General features: G+C 61.8%; 19 protein-coding genes. 8 read left to right on the top strand and 11 right to left on the bottom strand.

Features of this window, described 5'->3' with window-relative positions:
- Positions 1 to 159 precede the first annotated feature (159 nt).
- The 4 genes from SJY08_RS11585 to SJY08_RS11570 all read right to left on the bottom strand — a co-directional run bounded on the left by SJY08_RS11585 (position 160) and on the right by SJY08_RS11570 (position 2,012).
- Positions 160 to 483, bottom strand: coding sequence for a DNA-binding transcriptional regulator (locus SJY08_RS11585; protein WP_054149829.1), 324 nt, complete (start codon positions 481 to 483; stop codon positions 160 to 162).
- Positions 473 to 835 carry a type II toxin-antitoxin system RelE/ParE family toxin gene (locus SJY08_RS11580; RefSeq protein WP_377275745.1) on the bottom strand — a complete coding sequence of 121 codons (363 nt, stop codon included), beginning with the start codon at positions 833 to 835 and terminating at the stop codon, positions 473 to 475. The genes SJY08_RS11585 and SJY08_RS11580 overlap by 11 nt, the downstream gene beginning before the upstream one ends.
- 238 nt (positions 836 to 1,073) lie before the next feature.
- The gene (locus SJY08_RS11575; RefSeq protein ID WP_377275743.1) at positions 1,074 to 1,451 is read right to left on the bottom strand and encodes a PH domain-containing protein; all 378 of its coding nucleotides are present in this window, start codon (positions 1,449 to 1,451) and stop codon (positions 1,074 to 1,076) included.
- 81 nt (positions 1,452 to 1,532) lie between these two features.
- On the bottom strand, positions 1,533 to 2,012 hold the full coding sequence (locus tag SJY08_RS11570; RefSeq protein WP_377275741.1) for a DUF3833 family protein: 480 nt from the start codon (positions 2,010 to 2,012) through the stop codon (positions 1,533 to 1,535).
- A gap of 153 nt (positions 2,013 to 2,165) precedes the next feature.
- Here SJY08_RS11570 and SJY08_RS11565 point away from each other — a divergent pair, with 153 nt between their 5' ends.
- Positions 2,166 to 3,059, top strand: coding sequence for an NAD-dependent epimerase/dehydratase family protein (locus SJY08_RS11565; RefSeq protein ID WP_377275739.1), 894 nt, complete (start codon positions 2,166 to 2,168; stop codon positions 3,057 to 3,059).
- Between the two features lie 237 nt (positions 3,060 to 3,296).
- Positions 3,297 to 3,563, top strand: a complete 267-nt coding sequence (locus SJY08_RS11560; protein WP_377275737.1) for a hypothetical protein — start codon at positions 3,297 to 3,299, stop codon at positions 3,561 to 3,563.
- 3 nt (positions 3,564 to 3,566) lie between these two features.
- Here the strand turns inward: SJY08_RS11560 and SJY08_RS11555 are convergent, their stop codons facing one another.
- Positions 3,567 to 4,253 carry a permease gene (locus tag SJY08_RS11555; protein ID WP_069041823.1) on the bottom strand — a complete coding sequence of 229 codons (687 nt, stop codon included), beginning with the start codon at positions 4,251 to 4,253 and terminating at the stop codon, positions 3,567 to 3,569.
- 233 nt (positions 4,254 to 4,486) lie between these two features.
- A complete protein-coding gene (locus SJY08_RS11550; RefSeq protein WP_377275735.1) occupies positions 4,487 to 4,924 on the bottom strand; it encodes a GNAT family N-acetyltransferase in 438 nt (145 codons plus the stop codon).
- A 177-nt stretch (positions 4,925 to 5,101) separates the two neighbouring features.
- On the opposite strand from SJY08_RS11550, the gene SJY08_RS11545 reads away from it, so the two are divergent.
- On the top strand, positions 5,102 to 5,881 hold the full coding sequence (locus SJY08_RS11545; protein ID WP_153761796.1) for a class I SAM-dependent methyltransferase: 780 nt from the start codon (positions 5,102 to 5,104) through the stop codon (positions 5,879 to 5,881).
- 129 nt (positions 5,882 to 6,010) lie between these two features.
- Here the strand turns inward: SJY08_RS11545 and SJY08_RS11540 are convergent, their stop codons facing one another.
- On the bottom strand, positions 6,011 to 6,544 hold the full coding sequence (locus SJY08_RS11540; RefSeq protein ID WP_377275732.1) for a DUF4269 domain-containing protein: 534 nt from the start codon (positions 6,542 to 6,544) through the stop codon (positions 6,011 to 6,013).
- A 125-nt stretch (positions 6,545 to 6,669) separates the two neighbouring features.
- The gene (locus SJY08_RS11535) at positions 6,670 to 7,266 is read right to left on the bottom strand and encodes a nucleotidyltransferase domain-containing protein (protein ID WP_153761798.1); all 597 of its coding nucleotides are present in this window, start codon (positions 7,264 to 7,266) and stop codon (positions 6,670 to 6,672) included.
- A gap of 293 nt (positions 7,267 to 7,559) precedes the next feature.
- Here SJY08_RS11535 and SJY08_RS11530 point away from each other — a divergent pair, with 293 nt between their 5' ends.
- Complete coding sequence (locus tag SJY08_RS11530; protein WP_377275729.1) at positions 7,560 to 9,266, top strand: diguanylate cyclase; 1,707 nt, start codon at positions 7,560 to 7,562, stop codon at positions 9,264 to 9,266.
- Here the strand turns inward: SJY08_RS11530 and SJY08_RS11525 are convergent.
- A complete protein-coding gene (locus tag SJY08_RS11525; protein WP_377275727.1) occupies positions 9,235 to 10,425 on the bottom strand; it encodes a GGDEF domain-containing protein in 1,191 nt (396 codons plus the stop codon). The two genes, SJY08_RS11530 and SJY08_RS11525, sit on opposite strands and share 32 nt — an antisense overlap.
- 314 nt (positions 10,426 to 10,739) lie before the next feature.
- Positions 10,740 to 12,875 carry a transglycosylase domain-containing protein gene (locus tag SJY08_RS11520; RefSeq protein ID WP_236759360.1) on the bottom strand — a complete coding sequence of 712 codons (2,136 nt, stop codon included), beginning with the start codon at positions 12,873 to 12,875 and terminating at the stop codon, positions 10,740 to 10,742.
- A gap of 398 nt (positions 12,876 to 13,273) precedes the next feature.
- Here SJY08_RS11520 and SJY08_RS11515 point away from each other — a divergent pair, with 398 nt between their 5' ends.
- Positions 13,274 to 13,738 carry a YcgN family cysteine cluster protein gene (locus tag SJY08_RS11515; RefSeq protein ID WP_054149816.1) on the top strand — a complete coding sequence of 155 codons (465 nt, stop codon included), beginning with the start codon at positions 13,274 to 13,276 and terminating at the stop codon, positions 13,736 to 13,738.
- A 93-nt stretch (positions 13,739 to 13,831) separates the two neighbouring features.
- On the opposite strand, the gene SJY08_RS11510 is transcribed toward SJY08_RS11515, so the two are convergent.
- Positions 13,832 to 14,353 (bottom strand): GNAT family N-acetyltransferase, encoded by a 522-nt coding sequence (locus SJY08_RS11510; RefSeq protein ID WP_377275725.1) that lies wholly within the window; start codon positions 14,351 to 14,353, stop codon positions 13,832 to 13,834.
- A gap of 411 nt (positions 14,354 to 14,764) precedes the next feature.
- Between SJY08_RS11510 and SJY08_RS11505 the strand changes: the two genes are divergently transcribed.
- The 3 genes from SJY08_RS11505 to SJY08_RS11495 all read left to right on the top strand — a co-directional run bounded on the left by SJY08_RS11505 (position 14,765) and on the right by SJY08_RS11495 (position 18,423).
- The gene (locus tag SJY08_RS11505; RefSeq protein WP_377275723.1) at positions 14,765 to 15,247 is read left to right on the top strand and encodes an SRPBCC family protein; all 483 of its coding nucleotides are present in this window, start codon (positions 14,765 to 14,767) and stop codon (positions 15,245 to 15,247) included.
- Between the two features lie 13 nt (positions 15,248 to 15,260).
- Complete coding sequence (locus tag SJY08_RS11500) at positions 15,261 to 15,689, top strand: hypothetical protein (RefSeq protein ID WP_377275721.1); 429 nt, start codon at positions 15,261 to 15,263, stop codon at positions 15,687 to 15,689.
- A gap of 220 nt (positions 15,690 to 15,909) precedes the next feature.
- Positions 15,910 to 18,423, top strand: coding sequence for a heavy metal translocating P-type ATPase (locus tag SJY08_RS11495; protein WP_377278564.1), 2,514 nt, complete (start codon positions 15,910 to 15,912; stop codon positions 18,421 to 18,423).
- The last annotated feature ends 153 nt before the right edge of the window (positions 18,424 to 18,576 follow it).

Below are 18,576 nucleotides of genomic sequence, written 5' to 3'. Positions count from 1 at the left end.
GGCAATGCAGGCGCATTCGCGCCGGGCGGCAGTGCCCGAGGGGTATCACTGATTCGGGAGTGAGGGAAGTTTGAGGGCAGGGGGGAGCGGAACTTGACACAGCCGTTGCTGCACGTCGCACCGAGTGTCTTTCGTCCCCTCAGTTCGGAACGCTTACTGTCACACCAGAACTCCAATCCCGTGCTTCTCTACGATTGCGAGAAGCTTCAGGGCCGGGCCACTGGGGCGTTTCGAGCCATTTTCCCATTTCTGCACGGTAGAGGGGCTGATGTTGAGATAACGGGCAAAAACCGGTTGGCTTACATGGTTGCGCTCGCGCAGCGCCTTGATGGCATCCGGCGACATGGCGTCCGGAACAACGAGGCAGGTCTCGTCAAATCGGCGCATCGTCTGCTTGTCAATGGTGCCTGCTTCCAGCATGCCTGCAACGGCGCTGTGAATCGCCTCGAATGCGTCAGACTTATAGTCCGCTTTAGCTGTCATTGCAGATCTCCGTTATTGCACCGCTCTCCAATTCCGCTGCTATATCGTCCGTCGTCTTGCGGCGGTAAAGCATGGCCATTGAACGAAAAGCCTTGAGCTCGTCGTCATCGATGCTCGCCCTGTCCTGCTTCGCAAACAGGTAGGCGAACACCCAGAATTCGCCCGCCTTGGTCAGAAGAATTGCGCGTTGCCTGTTGTCGTCCAACCGCTTCTTGAATACGCCGCCGCCCAGATCATCGGCTTGTCCGCGAACGGTCTGAACAACAGCTTGGCATAGAGCCAAATCATCGATCCGGGCTTTCCGTGCCGCTCTAGCAAACCATGCCGTCTTGAACACCCGATATGATGTCATAAGCTAGCACCTAGTGCAATAGATCTCAGGCCGGCAATGAGCAATTCCGCCAATGAGCAGTGTAGATGTGTCGTGAGGAAGTGCAACTGCAGATATGAGTCTGCTGTCCTTCAGCATTATCGGCCGCTCATCCGCCGCCTGAGCTAGAGAGGGGCGGCACCTGTCTCTGCTTGGAAGGAAGACAAGATACGGGCGCTGGTAGACAGCTTGGTGAATAAAGGTCCGAGCTCCCGTTCGCCTACCGCAACACCCCCGCCGCCAGCGCTCGCTGGATGCCCCTGACATCCGTGCCCTTCTTCAAGGTCTTGGTCACCGGTTCATGGCTGCCCGACACCCAGATCTTCAGCTCGCTGTCGAGGTCGAAGGTGCCCGCGGTTTCGACGGAAAAGCGGGTGATGGCGCGGTAGGGGACGGACATGTAGTCGACCTTCGAGCCGGTAATGCCCTGCACGTCGATCAGGATCAGCCGCTTGTCCGTGAAGACAAAGACGTCGCGGATGACACGGAAAGCGAGAGAAACCTGCTCGCCGTCGATCAACACGCCATCCAGCCGTTTGGCGAGATCGGAAGGATCGACGCTCGATCCATGGCCCAGCAATCCGTCGAACAAACCCATCGTGATCCTCCATCTGTGGTTAGAGCGGAGATGGGAAGAGTCTCTTTCGTCTTCAAGCGCCCACTATCGGGCTGTCCCGTTTCACCCCACCTTCTCGTAAAACGCCTCCAGCGTCGCCACCTCCACGCCGAGCTTGGTCAGCGAGGCATGCACGCTCATGTGGCGTTCGTCATGCAGGATGAACCAGTCGTCGAAACCGAAACGGGTCTTCGAACCATCGGCATCCGGCACGTCGCGGGAATACTGCCAGCGGAAGGCGCAGCCGGACTGTTCGCCCTCTGCCGTACCGTCGATCAGCGTCTCGCGGCCCTCATAGCGGTTTTCGCCGCGCTTCAGGATCGTCCAGGTCAGTGTGTCGGAGTGGCCGTCGTCGAAGAAATAGTCTTCCGTCAACGACAGCACATTGGCGCTCGTATCGAAGCGTCCGCGGGCGTCGATCGTGAACCGGTTCTGGAAGCCGCCCAGCCTCCCGATGGTCATGCCATAGCCGCGCAGCGTGCCGGAGAAGAACTCCTCCAGAATGAACTTGGGCTCTTTGTCTGCAAAATCCTCGAGTTTCAAGGCATCTCTCCTGGTTTGCCGATTGGTCCGGTGAAACACGAGGGAGGCGGCTCCGGTTCCCTTGGGGTTCAAAGACGCACTTTGGCCCCTTACGCTTTTGCCACCGCCGCGCTATCTGGTCGTCAGACAACCCAATCCACGAGGAGGATCACCATGGGCAAGCGGATCGTATTCACCGGCGGCAGCGGCAAGGCGGGGCGCCATGTCGTGCCCTATCTCTTGAGTAAGGGACACAAGGTGCTGAATGTCGACCGCGCCGTGCTCGACGTTCCAGGCGTGCACACCCTGCTGACCGACGTCACCGATGCCGGCGAGGTCTTCAACGCGCTCTCCTGCCATTTCGGTTATGACGGTTACGAACAGCAAGGCGGCCCGAAGTCGGTGGATGCGGTCGTGCATTTCGCCGCTGTCCCGCGCATCCTGATGCATCCCGACAACAAGACTTTCGCGGAGAACACCGTCTCGACCTACAACGTCATCGAGTCCGCTGCCAAGCTCGGCATCAAGAAAGTGATCATCGCGTCTTCTGAGACAACCTATGGCGTTTGCTTTGCCGAAGGCGACAAGGACTACAAGGAATTCCCGCTCACCGAAAACTATGACGTCGATCCGATGGACTCCTATGGCCTGTCCAAGGTCGTCAACGAAAAGACAGCCCGGGCCTTTGCCATGCGGTTCGGCATCGATGTTTACTCGCTGCGCATCGGCAATGTCATTTCGCCCGAGGATTACGCAAACTTCCCCGGCTATCTCGCCGATCCGCCATGCCGCAAGCGCAATGCCTGGTCCTATATCGATGCCCGCGATCTCGGCCAGATCGTCGATCTCTGTGTGGCAAAGGACGGCCTCGGCTTCCAGGTCTTCAATGCCGTCAACGACACGATCACGGCAACGGTCCCGACCCGCGAATTCCTCGCCAAATGGGCGCCGAACACGCCGATCACCGGCGAGATCGACGGCTTCGATGCGCCGCTGTCGAACCGCAAGATCCGCGAGTTGCTCGGCTTCAAGGAAGAGCACGACTGGCGGAAATACGTGAAGGTCTGAGTCGACCTCGCGCCGTGCTAAGAAGGGCATGCGCACGGCGCGACAGCCGCTGACACCCAGGTCGCTTCCCCCATCGGCGCATAAGGTGGGGAACGCTCATTGCCTGTAAATTTTTACGGGTAAAATCCTAAATTGGTGGATGAAATGCGCGGGTTTTTCACATATGAGGAATATAGAAAAACCCTTAATTTCTAGGGTTTGTCGACGGCCTGAAGAACAGTCATGCACGAAAAGCGCATGGAAATCGCCAATTGCGCGCAGATCGAAGTGCGCGGCCAGAGCTTCGTCACCTTCGATGTGGCGATGCAGGGGCATGTGATCTCGACGATTGATGCGCCGTTGCTGTCGGGGCGCATCCTCTGGTCCCACGCGGCGATCCATGGCTATCGAGATTTCGATCCGCGGGAACGCACGGAGTTGGAAGTCGAGGTCGGCCGCATTTTGATTGGCGACAATACCGCAGAAAACGGCGAGTGGGACGAACGCCCTGTCAGCTGGCACTGATCATCAACCCGGCGCAATCCAGCGCGGCAGTTGCAGCGCCACACCGACCGCCAAGGCAAGAGCGGTCGTGATCGCCACGAAAAAGGCGAGCAGAAACAGCCCCGTCGCCCGGGCGCTGCCGATCCCCAGATCGCGGCGGAACCAGCGGATTTCCGCCTGCCCATACCACACGACCGCACCGACGAAGACGGCCGCCGCATAGGCGGTACCTCGCTCCCCCGGTATGGCCAGAAAATCAACCGAAAGACCGACCAGGAAGACGAAGGGCGCAGCCACATAGCACTGGCTGAAGAAGGGCGGCCGCAGCGTCGACCGCTTCAGAATCAGCCTTTTGTGCAGGATCAGCGTCACGGCCATGACCATCGGAAAGATCCCGAAGATGACCCCGCGCACGATGAGCAGGTTGGAGAAGGAATGGGTGAGTGCGGTGACCTCCGTCGGCGAGGCCACGGAAGGAAATGCCGTCGACAGAGCCTGCGAAAGCAACAGCGTGATCAGGAGAAACAGGGGCGGGCTGATCGTATCGTCATACTGGTCTTCCGGCCGGTCCTCCAGCTCGTCATCGGCATAGCGCATCATGCTGAGCGGCCGGGTGAAGGCGCGCCAGAAGGTCATCGGATAGAAGACCAGCCAGGAAACGAGCTCGTAGAGCAGTTCCTCCAGCGACTTCAACAGCCTCATGAAATCCATAGATCACCCCGCCTGACCGCCCGATGCCGCCGTGGTGGCGGCAGGGGGTGCGCAAACGATGCCAGCCGCGGCAGGTCGAGGCAAGGCCACAACTTGCCCCCGCTAGGGGCGAGCTTGCCGCGAAGCGGGGCAAGCCGTCTGAGCCATTTCCCGATCGTCACCCACCCCCGACCTTCACTTCGATCCATTTCCGGTGCTCGTCGGGGCTGGTGCCCTGCGATCCCCACGTCGCCTTATGGAGCAGCAATGGACTTGGTGAGCCGCAAGCCGCTGCCAACGGTCTTGCCGGGCTTCCATCCACACCGCTCGTAGAATGTCGCGGCATCGCTGGCGGCAAGGACTTTCAGCTCCCTTACCCCCTTGTCAGCGGCAAACAACTCGAGAGCCTGAAGCATCGCGGTTCCAAATCCGCGCCTTTGATGCTGTGGTAGGATCGCGACCATCCGCACCGTGGCAATTGCCGGGTCTGCGGTCGAAAAATCGAGCCGTACTGCGCCGATCGGCAAATTGTCCACGTCGTAGAGGAAAGGGACGTTGCCGACTTTGTAATCGTCAGGATGGGAAGCGTCGTAATCGTGCCGTCCTCTCAACTCGTACAGCACGAACTGCCTGATAGCATGATACGCTTTCCAGCCCACGTCGTCTTGAGGTGCCACTTGCCGCAAACCCATCATATAATCCTGTTTAAGTCGGCTGGGTGAGTGATCGCGCGACGGCCAAAGGTCGTTGAGCGGCCTCCCATCAGAAAGCCGGAATCTAGGCGGGCAAGCGGGCGAGAATGTGCTCTCCCTTGAGAATCGCCCCGCCACCTGCGAGTGTCGCGCGGTTCGAAACCTGCCGGAGACTGAATGCTCGCCCTTTTCCGCAAGACGCCGATCCTCGGCGCGCTTCTCGCCCAGGTCGTCGCCCTGCCGGTGGTGGCCACCGTGACGGCGCCGCTGTCGACCTCGGTCGAGCGCCTGCCGCTGATCGCGATCGCGCTCGTGCTCCAGGGCGCGCTTGCGGCACTGATCTGTGCGCTTCTGCGCCTTCCGCGCTGGTGGCTGCTGATCGCCTTCCTCTTTCCGCTCGCCATGGGCTCGGTCATGCTGCTCGGCAATCTGCCGGCCTGGCCCTTCGGCCTTGCCTTCCTCCTACTGGCGCTGGTCTTTTCCAACACCACCCGCGGCCGCGTGCCGCTCTATCTCACCAACCCCGAAACAGCCTCGGTCTTGAAGGACATGATGCGCGATCGTGGCGCGACCCGCATGCTCGACCTCGGCTGCGGCCTTGGCGGCGTGGTCCGCGCGCTGGACGGCGAGGGAAGGCGGGCGCGCGGTGTGGAGAACGCGCCGGCCGTCTATCTCGCAGCCCGCCTCATGTCGCGTATCTCGGGCAAGGGCGAGATCCGCCGCGGCGATCTCTGGAAGACGAATGTCGCGCAGGAAGACTTGGTCTATGCCTTCCTCTCGCCCGCCCCCATGGCCGCCCTCTGGCAGAAGCTGTCCAGCGAAATGAAGCCCGGCAGCCTCTTCGTCTCCAACAGTTTTCCCGTGCCGGATGTCGATCCCGACGAGATCTGGGAACTGTCCGATGCCCGCAAGACACGGCTCTTCCTCTATCCGATCGGCAAGGCGCAGGAGGGGTGAGGTCTTGCCTTCTGCCCACAGGCGGGGAGAAGCGGACCAAAGGCCGGATGAGGGCAGGGGACGCCAGGGGCAGCCGTATCCAGCACCGTTGGCGCCTCAGGTCCGAGGCCGCCGGCACCGCAGCGCGGATCAACTTGACCCAAAGCCGGCCGCGTCAAGCTTGGCCCGAAGCTCATCATCCGTCGCCTGTTCCAGAGACAGCAGGCCGAGATAGGCATCGCCCTCTTGGCCCAGCGTCGACCAGAAGGCCGGCTCGGTCTTCAAACCCTGCCGCCGCAGCGCCTGAATGGCGCTTTTGAACCCGTCACCGCCGAGCCCCAGTAGCCGCCGTTCCATCTCGAAATGGCGCCACCCGAACTGCTCGGCGACAGGCAGGGGACTGGCGAAGATTTCGAAATCCCACCCGCATGCTCGAAACGTCGCAATCACCGGCCGGTCCTTCGATACCCACTGCCAGATGCGAAAGCCGCTCATTTCGCCATAGAACCGCAGCACATTGGCAACAAAGGCCTCGTCATCCGGCGCACAGCAGAGAATGTCGATGTCGCTGGTCAGGGTGTCGACCCCGAGCGGTGGGGTGCCCGCGACATGCGGATCATAGGCCGCAAGCGCCTCCAGGATGCCAATTTGATGCACGGCAGTCTGATAGTCGGTCCGCGACACTGGCTCGCCCCCTCGCATGATTGGCCTGCGGACCTAACGCCGGAGGGGGAGCGCATCAAGGCGGGTGGTCGTGGGGGGCAGAGCAGAAGGCGGCTTTGCGCCAACAGCGGTCATCCTGTCTTTCCTTAAAGCTGTGTGATCCATTGATGTCCGGGATACATCGCCTCCAGCCAACATCGTAGGTCGGCTTTTTCCTGAACGTGAAGCTTCGGCAACGCAGCCTGGAAGTCTGCAGCATCTTTGGGCCGAATGTGTTTTGCCTTAAACAAAAGGACGAGAGCAGGAGCGAGATAAGGAATTCCGGATGGTGTTTCTCGAACGACAGTCGATCTAGGCAACTGCAACGATGGGTCGCGCTTGTAAATCCAGATTTCCGGGGTGCCATGTTCGATCATCATGTCTATTCGCCAGCAAGCGTTGGCCGTGTCGGCTCCCCACAATTGGTGGGTCTCTGGTCGAGGCCTCATTTCAGGAGCAAGATAAGCAAACATGCCGTTATGGACCTCGAAGAAATCTAGCTCGGGTAACTGGGCGCGAAAAAGATCGAGATCATCCGAAAGTATGCAGAACTCCAGGTCCTCATGATCGCGAGACTGGTAGCCCTGCCAAAGGTCCAGTGCCCAGCCTCCGACCACATACCAGGGTGAACTCTGGTAGCGGAAGCGCTGGAAAAGCAGTTCCGGTGTCCAGGCATCCCACGCATCATCGGGAAAATGCTGCATCCCCATCCTCTGCCTTTCTATCTACTCGACTGCCGCATTACTCAGTTAGGAATAACGGCCCTTCGCATCGCGGACGATGATATCATTGATGCGTCTGGCTTTCCGATACCACATGCCGCGTATGTCTGCTCCGGGCCGTCCTCAGCGATGCCCGACACGCGCCAACACCGCCCCTTGGCTCCGAATACCTGATTTGTCGCAGCCAGAAGTAGATCCCGCTCTTAACGGCATCAAAAGCTTTCTCCGCTATCGAAAAGTCCATGATTTCCAACGGTTTATTTAAAAATTTATTGGTGTGTCTGTTTTTGGTGGTACTGGCAAAACTGGGTGCCGACACCGCCTATGCGAGCGATGCGACCAGCCTTCGCCCGTCCTGCTGGGCTGAAGCCACGCTTTCGGATGATCCCGTTGCGGTGGCGCGCGATGAACAAAGATGGTCCTGCTCCGGCGCGGGCCAGGCGTTCTCGATCGCTGCCGAGCGTGTGCTGCTTCGCTTCGATATCGAACCCGATCAGACACCGCCGCGATATCTTCTCTCGAGGCGAAGCGCGCTCGAAGCCGTGCATCTGCTGGCGATCGACAAGGATGGTGGAATTCGCCAGACGTCCTATCCTTCCGCCTCCTTGCGCAGCTCGATGGCTGGTGGCTACTTCAATGCAGCCCTGCCTGATGTCACGGAGATGACCCGGCATGTCGTCGCGGTCGTTGATCTGCCCTCTCACCAGATGACATTGGAGCAAGCCTATCTTTCACCTGCGGACGCAGGCGCTGGCCGTGACGATCTGCGGTTTCTGCTGTTGATGGCCGGGCTCTCCGGCATGCTCGTCATGCCGCTGATATTCAATGCAGCATTCTACCGTGCCCTCCGGCAACCCTTCGTTCTCTGGCACTCGGCGCTGACATTGTCGCTGCTGATGACGCTTGTCGTTACATCAGGTCTGTCGGTCGTGTTCTTCGATCCTCCGCCCATGACGCTAAGCTGGATGACGACGCTGATCTTCGGTTTGACGATCGCTTCAGGCGCGATGTTCACCTACAGCTTCATCGAGCAAGGAATGCTGCATCCGCTCCTGCGGCGCATCCTTCCCTATTGTGCCGCATGGGCGATCTTCCTCAGTGTCTTCCACGCGAGCTTCCCCTTCGTGGCCCGTCCGGTGCAATCGACCGTCTACACGGCAGCATTTACCCCGGTTCTTGCCGTCTTTCTCTTCTCCATGATCGACTCATTGCGCCGCGGAAGCCGCGCCGCAAGGTTCCAGGCCATTGGCTACGCGCCATTGATACTGGTCGGACTGATACGGTTGGTGACGGGCGTAATGCCGGGACTGCCCAGCCAGGATGCCATGCTCCTATTCTATTTCGGCTGCATGTTTGAAGTGCTGCTCACAACGCTTGGCGTGGCAGATCGTTTTGTACTGATCAGACGTGAGCGAGATCGTGCGCTGAACGAGGCGGAGCTGCTCGAGCGTCTGTCTGAAACCGATCCGTTGACGGGTTTGCTCAACAGACGCGCGATCGAGCGCCATTTCGAGCAGCTTCGCACCGACCGCTTTACCGCACTGGCTGTCATCGACGTCGATCATTTCAAGGCGATCAATGATGGCTACGGGCATGGTGTTGGCGATGAGGTGCTGAAGGCAGTCGCTGCCGCACTCAAGGCCGGGCCGGACGTACGCGCCTATCGCCTGGGTGGCGAAGAGTTCCTTCTGGTGCTGCGCGGGCATGACGTCGATGGAGAGGCCGAGCTTCGCCGCCAGGCGATCCCGACGACCGTCGCCAGCGCCGTTCCTGCACTCGCCCGGGCCGTGACTGCAAGCATGGGCATCACGCTGATCTCCGGCGATGAAGGCTTTCCCGCTTTGTATGAACGAGCAGACAAGCTGCTTTACGAAGCCAAGAGGGCCGGACGCAACAGAACCCGCGGCGGCAACAGGGGAGAGGCAGTCGGCGAAAGCCCCGCACTCACCCTCACGCCACCACCCGCGCCTCGTCCTCATTAAGGCTGACACGCCAGGTGTTGCGGCCGTCGGCCTTGGCGGCGTAGAGCGCGCGGTCGGCCATGTCGAGCAGGCGCTCGAAGTCGCCCTCGGACTGTATCGTCCCCGAGACCGCGCCGACGCTGATCGTCACATAGGTGTTCCTGTCGCCGGTAAAGCCGTGGGCGATGCCGAGCTGGCGCACGGCGCGGCGTAGGCTCTCGGCCAGCGTCGGTGCCATGTCCCTGTCGGCGTCGGAGAAGATGGCGAGGAATTCCTCGCCGCCATGGCGCGCGAGATGCGCCTCCATCGGCAGGGCCCGGCGCATGGCGCGGGCCACCCGCTTCAGACATTCATCGCCCGCGCCATGGCCATAGGCGTCGTTATAGGCCTTGAAGTGATCGACATCGGCAACCAGCAGCACCACGCGCCGCGCCTCGTCCGGCACGTCCGTCGCAAGCCGCATCAGCTCCATTTCGGTGCCGCGGCGATTGGCAAGCCTGGTCAGCGGGTCGGTGACGGAGAGCCGGGCGAGATCCTTGTTCTGCCGCGACAACTCCCGCTTAAGCGCTTCGTTTTCCTGCATCTGCAGATGGCTGGTAAGCGCCTCCACCTCGAGCTGATAGGAGACCAGCAGCGTCATCAGCACCGTCGGCATGTAGACCGCCAGATGCTGGATGACATAGGAGGGGCTCGCCCCCTGCAGGAACCAGATGACCGAATAGTTGAGGCAGAAGGTGAAGATGCTGGCGCGCAGCGCCGGACGGAACGGCGAGGCGGCGGCAATCGTGATTGCCATCTGGAAGGTCGCGGCCGCATAGAAATAGGTAAGCACGCCCGGGCTCGAACTGGAGACGAGGATCGCGCACCAGCAGACATTGGCGAGAAGCGCGACGAGGATCGCCGCGATCTCCTTCTTCTCGATCGGATGATTGCCGGCAATGTAGACGAGCAGGCCAATCGCGATCGGCAGCATCACGCCGAAGCGCAAAACCGCCGACAGCACGGTGACATCGCCGAGCAACCACAGATCGAAGAGAAAGCAGGTGAGATAGAAGATCAGAACACAGACAACGGCAGCCTTCAGCATTCGGCTGCGCAAAGCTGCGCGATCTTCGAGAAACGCCGCATACTGCTCCACCGTCAATCGGGGCCTAGCGGGAAGTCCGAGCCATCTCATCATGGATGTCCAATCACCGATTGAAATATATGAACCGTCGAAACAGCCGAAATGTATGTTTGGCCCCCTTAATTTGGGGTGAAGGCGATGTGCCAATACGAGAAATCATGGATGAACACAAGCGACATGGTTAACCGTTGGTGAACGCTTGACGACCTGGAAAGCCTTGGAGACTGCAACCTGTTTCAATTCAGGATGGTAGGGAAGGGCGGGCGCAGGCCTGTGCCTCGATGGGACGCACAGAGTGCCGAAAGCCGACGCGTCGCTGTCGTGATTCGCAGCCACCGTGCTTGAGACGAAGTAAACTTGTGATTGTCTTAACGACCGGTCGAGCCGGTCGTTTCGGGCTCTATCGCAGCCTGTGCCGTGCCCGCCGGTGCCGAAAGCGCGTCGGCAGATTTCAGCCGTGTCGCAAGCTCCCGGATCAGGCGGGTCGATTGCGATGACAGCGAGCGCGGACGCACCATCGGCGGCAGAGCATCCGGATTGGCGGCATCTGCGACTTCGGGCTTGGCTTCCCTCTCCGGCATCGGCTGGTCGACGCCGGGGATCGGCTTGATGTCGATGCCCTGATGGGCATAGTCCATCAGCTTCTTGAAGGTCATGGCCGGCAGCGAGCCGCCCGTCATGTTGTTGGTCGAGGTGTAGTCGTCGTTTCCGAACCAGACGGCGGCGGTGTAATTGCCGGTATAGCCGACGAACCAGGCATCGCGGTAAGCCTGCGTGGTGCCGGTCTTGCCGGCCGTCAGGATCCCGTCAACCGCTGCGCGCCGTGCCGTGCCGATATAGGGGATCTTTGTCATCATCTGGTTCATCGAGCGGGCGGCCTGTTCCGACAGGATGCGCTCGGGCGCGGGCGCGTCGCGCTCGAAGTCGTAAAGCACCTCGCCGGCATAATTGACGATCTGCGCGATGCCGTGGCGGCGCGAGGCATAACCGTCGGCCGGTAGCACGGCATAGGCCGTCGCCTGATCCATGACGGTGACTTCCGACGTGCCGAGCGGGATCGTCACGTCCTTCTTGATCGGCGTCTCCACACCCATCGCCTTGGTCGTCTGGATGATCGCGTCGATGCCGAATTTTTCCTTGGCGAGCCGGACCGGGATCGTGTTGATCGATTTCGCCAGCGCCGTTTCCATGGTCACCCGGCCGGAAAAGCTGCGACCGTAGTTCTGCGGGCTCCAGTTGCCCCAGGCGACCGGCGCATCGACAACCACGGTTTCCGGCGTATAGCCGTTCTCCATGGCCAGCGCGTAGGTGTACATCTTGAAGGACGAACCGGGCTGGCGCAGCGCCCTTGTCGCGCGGTTGAACTGGCTCTCGCCATAGTCGCGTCCGCCGACCATGGCGCGCACCGCCCCGCCGTTTTCGACCATCACCAGGGCGCCCTGCTTGACGTTGTAGCTCTCGCCATATTCGCGCAGAGACGAGGCGACCGCCTCTTCGGCTGCCTGCTGCAGGCCAAGATCGATTGTCGTGCGCACGACCAGCGTATGATCCTTGAAGCGGGCGGCGATGCGCTGCACTTCCTCGAAGGCCCAGTCGAGGAAGAAGTCGGGCGCATCCTTCTCGTCGCGGTCGATGACCGAGGCCGGATTGCGGCGTGCCGCGACAACCTGGCCCTCGGTCATCAGCCCGCTCTGCACCATGTTGGTGAGAACGTCGTTGGCGCGGGCACGCGCCGCCGGCAGGTTGACATGCGGGGCATATTTCGCCGGCGCCTTGAAAAGGCCGGCCAGCATCGCCGCTTCGGCAAGCGTCACTTCGGTGATGTTCTTGCCGAAGTAGAATTGCGAGGCGGCTGCTGCGCCAAACGTGCCACCGCCCATATAGGCGCGGTCGAGATAGAGCGACAGGATTTCCTTCTTCGACAGGTTCGCCTCGAGCCAGAGCGCGAGATAGGCTTCCTTGATCTTGCGCTCGATCGACCGCTCATTGGTGAGGAAGAGGTTCTTCGCCAGCTGCTGCGTCAGCGTCGAGCCGCCCTGCACCACTTCGCCGGCCTTGGCATTCTCCGTCATGGCGCGCGCAAGACCGATGAAGTCGATGCCGAAGTGATCGAAGAAGCGCCGGTCTTCCGTCGCCAGAACCGCCTTGACCAGATGGTCCGGCAATTCGTCGACCGGAACGGAGTTTTCATGAATGATGCCGCGATGGCCGATCGTGTTGCCGTAGCGATCGAGGAAGGTGACGGCGAAATTGTCGTGGTTGCGCCAGTCCTTCTTTGTTTCCTCGAAGGCCGGCTGGGCAAGCGCGAGCAAGAGCACCATGCCCGCCGTGCCGAGCGTCATGGCTTCGCCGGCGATCTCGAAGCCGAGCTTCTTGAGGCCGCGCACACGGAAGCGACGGAAGAAAATGGTGATTTCTTCCCAGGCCTCGGCGAGGTCGTAGCCGGCATTCCAGAGCGTCGAGTCGAGCCAGCTGTCGATCTTGAGAAAGATGTGACGCTTCAGCTTCTGTGGCTTTTCGGCGCTGGTTCCAGTGTTGCCCGAAGCCGGCCGATCGCCGCTGTCGGCGCCGCCGAGGCGCTCCGCAGGCTGAAGATCGTCAGGCTTGTCGTTGTCGGCCACCGTGGCTTTTCCCGAAAACTTGTTGTCGGCTCCCTTGACGCGCCCGCCGATTGGGATCAGGACCCGGAGAGATTACGGGCGTGTCGTCATTATGTGAGTGATGGTCGATTTGCCGTAAAAGAACAAGCGGTTTCGCCGGCCATGGTGAACCCGGCGCGGCCCCGGATGCGCTTTTGGCGGCGGGCGTTGCACCCCGGCCACCGACTGGTCGAGGATAGCGGCCAGCACCGCAGCCAGATGCCACAGCAAGACCGAAAGACCACAGTCAGTTGAACGAGACGATGACCGAACAGCCCTTCTGGAAGACCAAGACGCTGGCCGAAATGAGCAACGCAGAATGGGAAAGCCTCTGCGATGGCTGTGGCCTCTGTTGTCTCAACAAGCTCGAGGACTGGGACACCGGCGAGGTGGTCTTCACCTCGGTTGCCTGCAAGCTGCTCGATGGCGACAGCTGTCGCTGCTCCGACTATGAGAACCGCCAGGAAACCGTGCCCGACTGCATCCAGCTGACGCTCAAGGGCCTGCGCGAAATCCAGTGGCTGCCGCCGACCTGCGGCTACCGGCTGATCGATGAAGGCCTCGACCTCTACTGGTGGCACCCGCTGGTCTCTGGCAGTGCGGAAACGGTGCATCAGGCCGGGATTTCCGCCCGCGGCCGGACGATCTCGGAGGAGGGGCTCGATGTCGAGGATCTCGAGGATTACGTGGTCGACTGGCCGATGCGAGTTGGAGAGGAACGGGATTGAGGGGCTCGCGGGCGGTGGGCCAGGTTTTATCATGCTGATGATGGAAACCATCGTCATGCTGGCTACTTCGCGGCCCGAGGACCTCGAAGCCCTTTAGCTCCACAATTCCGCACGCATCCAGGCCTCCGGCAGCAGCAGCCGCCCGGCAAGATCGTCCTCGCCGCCATCAAGCCTCAGCCATTGCCAGGCCTCGGCCCATTCGGCGGGGAGCGGATAGGGCGGCATGACACGGCTTGCCGGCCGAAAACCGGAGCGGCTGTAATAGGCGGGGTCACCCAGCACCAGCACCTCGGTCACACCCTCAGCTTTCAGGCGGGCAAGCCCCTCGGCGATCAGCGCCTTGCCTATGCCCTGTCGTTGATGCTCGGGATGAACGGCGAGAGGCCCGAGCAGGGCGACGGTGTCTGTTGCGCCTTCGAGCCGCCCCCGTGTGAACAGCACATGGCCGATCAGCCTTGCCCCGGTTCTGGCCGAAAGCGACAGAACGGCAGGGCCTGGGAGCAGCGCTTCGACGAGAGCGACAAGATCCTCCTGCGGAAACGCAGCAGCATACAGCTCTGGGATCTGGTCCCCATCGGCGGGCAGTGTCTCGCTGAGGGTGAAACTGTGTGGCATGGCGTTTCCTCCGGGCATTGCCTCCATCCCTAAGACGCTTGTGGTTGCGCGGCAAGCCCGGGATGGCGAGGGGTACACCCACCTCCCCCTTGACGGGGGAGGTGGCGCGAACGCGCCGGTGGGGGTGACCTGGCTACGAATTCGACCTTGTTGATCAACGCTCACGTCTCGCCCGTCACCCCACCCCGGAGCTGCGCTCCGACCCTCCCCCTCAAGGGGACGGTGGTCCGCTCCTTGCCCGACAGTTCATGTCTTGCTTATGGACGGCGCGATGTTGGGCGCGGTGTCAGGAAAACGCTGCGAAGAGCGAGGCTTTGCCTGCAAGCTGATGATCATAAATGATTTTCCGCTTGATACTTCCGCAGATCGATCCCTTCGCTATGACGCGCTACCACGACCAGGGAGGTTTGCGTGAAACTGTTTCTGATGCTGTCACTGTCCATCATCGGGCTTGCTGCTCTTGTGTTAGCCGCAGGCATGGCTCTTTCGCCGATGCGCGAGGGCCGGGCCGAAATCGCAATAGCAGTCCCGCCCGAGCGCGTGATCGCCGTGATCACCGATGTCGCTCGCCAGCCGGAGTGGCGCGACGGCGTTGCCTCCATCGAGGTCGATGGCGATGGCTGGGTTGAGACGACCACGCGCGGCGAGGTGATCAGCTTCGCCTGGTCAAAGCGCGAACCGTTGAAGCTGGCCCTGACATTCCGCTCCGATGCCGGTTATCATGGCATGTGGCAGGCGGAACTTGAGCCGCAGGCGACGGGCACGCTGGTGACGGTGGTGGAGCGCGCCACGATCGACAATCCGCTCAGTCGTCTTATGGCCCGCATGTTCTTTGATCCGCAGGCTTTCGCGGCACGTTATCTGCAAGCCTTGAAAATCGAAGCCGAGCGTTGAGAGGAGGAAACCCATGGCAAAGAGCGAGAAACCGAAGAAACCCACTGACTGGCGCAAGCGTTTTGGTGCTGCCAAGGAGCCGCATGTCGTCATGCTGTCTTCACCCTTCGCCGGTGTGCCGGCCGGCGCGATGATGCTGATCTCTTCGCCGGGTGAGATCGCCCGCTATGTCGCCGCCATTCCATCAGGCGAAACCCGCACGATCACCCGCCTGCGCAGCGATCTTGCCAAACGCGCCAAGGCCGACGCCATGTGCCCGGTCACCACCTCGATTTATCTGCGTGTGGTGGCCGAAGTGGCGCTTGACGACATGGAGGCGGGAAAATCGATGGACGAGGTCGTGCCCTTCTGGCGCATCATCGAACCGACGGAAAAGCTCGCCGCCAAGCTCTCCTGCGGGCCTGAGCGGATAGAGCACCTGAGGGCGCTGGAGGCAGGGTGACTTCCCGCCTCCCTCAAGGGAAGGGAGGGCCAGCTCCTTGCCCGACGAGATCGAAAGTGATGGAACGAGTTTCACCGCCGCCCCTTGACCCTCCCATTATGGGAAGGTCCATGTAGGGGACAGAGGTGATGACATGAATACGCAGAGTATCAACAAGGCTGCCACGACCGAGGCCACGACCGAGGAAGGGGCGATCCGTCTGCAGATCCCGGTCGAGGGCATGACCTGCGCCTCCTGTGTGCGGCGGGTGGAAAAGGCCGTGGCATCCGTGCCGGGCGTGGCCGAAAGTGCGGTGAATTTCGCGACCGAGACGCTGTCGGTGACGCCGGGGCCGGGCTTTTCGGCAGAAGCCCTGCTCGAAGCGATCGACAAGGCCGGCTATGAGGCCAAGGCCGAGACGCTGGTGCTGGAGGTCGAGGACGTGACCTGTGCTTCCTGCGTGTCGCGGGTCGAGAAGGCGCTGAAGACAGTGCCCGCTGTCGAGACGGCGAGCGTCAATCTGGCGACCGGCGAGGCGGTGGTGAAGGTGCTGGGCGGGGTGTCTGCCTTGCCGGCGCTGACCGCTGCCGTGGCCAAGGCGGGTTATGCCGTCAGGCTTTCGGGTGCCGGTGAAATGCAGGCCCTGGTGGAGAACGGCGACATCGGTGGCGAGGCACCTGCTGCCGGGCCTCCGTCCGCTGCGCATGTCGATAGCCGCGAGGCGCGACGCGAGAGGGAAATTTCAGGCCTGAAGCGCGATTTCCTGATCGCGCTGGTGCTGACCCTGCCACTCTTTACTCTGGAAATGGGCAGCCATCTCTATCCGCCGCTGCATCATGTGCTGATGGGGATTTTCCCCGGCAATACCCTCTATCTCAGCCAATTCGTGCTGGCGACGCTGGTGCTGGCCGGTCCCGGAAGAGGCTTTTATGTCAAGGGTTTTCCGGCACTTGTTCGCCTGACACCGGACATGAATTCGCTGGTCGCGATCGGCACTTCGGCCGCCTATCTCTATTCCGTCGTGACCACCTTTGCGCCTGAAATCCTGCCTGTCGATGCCCGGCATGTCTATTACGAGGCCGCGACCGTCATCGTCTCGCTGATCCTGCTCGGCCGGTTGCTGGAAGCGCGCGCCAAGGGCCGGACGGGGGCTGCGATCCGCAAGCTGGCAGGCCTGCAGGCAAAGACCGCGCGGGTCGAGCGAGACGGGGCGACGCGCGACGTGCCGCTGTCGGAGGTGAAGCTCGGTGACACCGTCGTGGTTCGTCCGGGCGAGCGTATTCCGGTCGATGGCCGGGTGATCGACGGGGCAAGTGCCGTTGACGAGGCGATGATCTCGGGCGAGCCGATCCCTGTCGAAAAGGGGCCGGGCGCCACCGTCATCGGCGGCACGGTCAACGGTTCGGGGAGCTTCCGCTTCGAGGCGACAGGCATTGGCGCAGACATGATGCTCTCGCGCATCATCCGCATGGTCCAGGAAGCGCAAGGGGCGAAACTGCCGATCCAGAAACTGGTCGATGAGGTGACCGCCTGGTTCGTGCCCGCAGTCATCGGTATCGCAGTTGTGACTTTTTTCCTATGGCTGATCTTCGGGCCGGAGCCCGCCTATACGCACGGGCTCGTGGCGGCGGTGGCCGTGCTGATCATCGCCTGCCCTTGTGCCATGGGGCTCGCCACGCCCACCTCGATCATGGTCGGAACCGGCCGCGCCGCCGAACTCGGCGTGCTCTTCCGCAAGGGGGAGGCGCTGCAGAGCCTGGCGGACATCGACTGGGTGGTGATGGACAAGACCGGCACGATCACGGCCGGAAAGCCCGAAGTGAGCGAGATCGTGACATCAGAGGGGTTCGACGAGGCCGAGGTGCTGCGGCTGACCGCAAGCCTTGAGGCGCGCTCGGAGCATCCCCTGGCGGATGCCATCGTGCGGGCGGCGGAGGCGCGGGGGATCGCCCTGTCTGTCGTGGAGAATGTCGAGGCCGTTGCCGGGTTTGGCGTGACCGGGATCGTTGACGGGCGGAAGATTGCAGCGGGGGCTGACCGGTTCATGGTGAAGCTCGGGGTGATGGCAGAGGGCGAGACATCGGATCTCACCGCCGCCGTCACCCGTCTTGCCGATGAAGGCGCAAGCCCGCTTTACGTTGCCATCGACGGCAAGCTGGCCGCGGCGATTGCGGTCGCCGATCCGATCAAGGAGACGAGTGAACAGGCGATTGCAGCCCTGAAGGCCCGCGGTCTGAAGCTGATGATGGTGACCGGCGACAACAGGCGCACGGCAGAGGCCGTGGCGAGGAAGGCCGGCATCCATGCTGTGGTGGCGGAAGTGCTGCCGGAGGGAAAGGTGAGCGCGATCAAGGCGCTGCAGGCGAAGGGTGAGAAGGTCGCCTTTGTCGGCGACGGCATCAACGATGCGCCGGCGCTCGCCACGGCGGATGCCGGGATTGCCATCGGCACCGGCACCGACGTGGCGATCGAAAGCGCCGATGTCGTGCTGGTCGGCGGCGACCTGATGAGTGCGCTGCAGGCGATCGAGCTCTCGGACAAGGTCATGGCCAATATCCGCCAGAACCTGTTCTGGGCCTTCGGCTACAATGTCGCGCTGATCCCGGTGGCGGCGGGGCTGCTCTATCCGCTCCTCGGCATCACCTTTTCGCCGATGCTGGGGGCGGCGGCCATGGGGTTGTCGAGCGTGTTTGTGTTGACGAATGCATTGCGGTTGCGGACGGCGAAGGTGACGGGGTTCTTGACCTCCCCTTGAGGGGGAGGTCGCGCGGAACGCGCGGGTGGGGTGAGTTGATGTGCGCCGCTTGTTCACCCCACCCCGGAGCTTCGCTCCGACCCTCCCCCTCAAGGGGAGGGTGGCGTGCGCGGAGGTCGGCGATTTCCGCCTCTCCCACAAGGCGAGAGCGAA

It is taken from the genome of Rhizobium sp. R86522 (assembly GCF_042466255.1).
GTDB lineage: Bacteria > Pseudomonadota > Alphaproteobacteria > Rhizobiales > Rhizobiaceae > Allorhizobium.
Note: the sequence above shows the minus strand (reverse complement) of the source record. Positions and strands in the feature narration are given on the sequence as shown.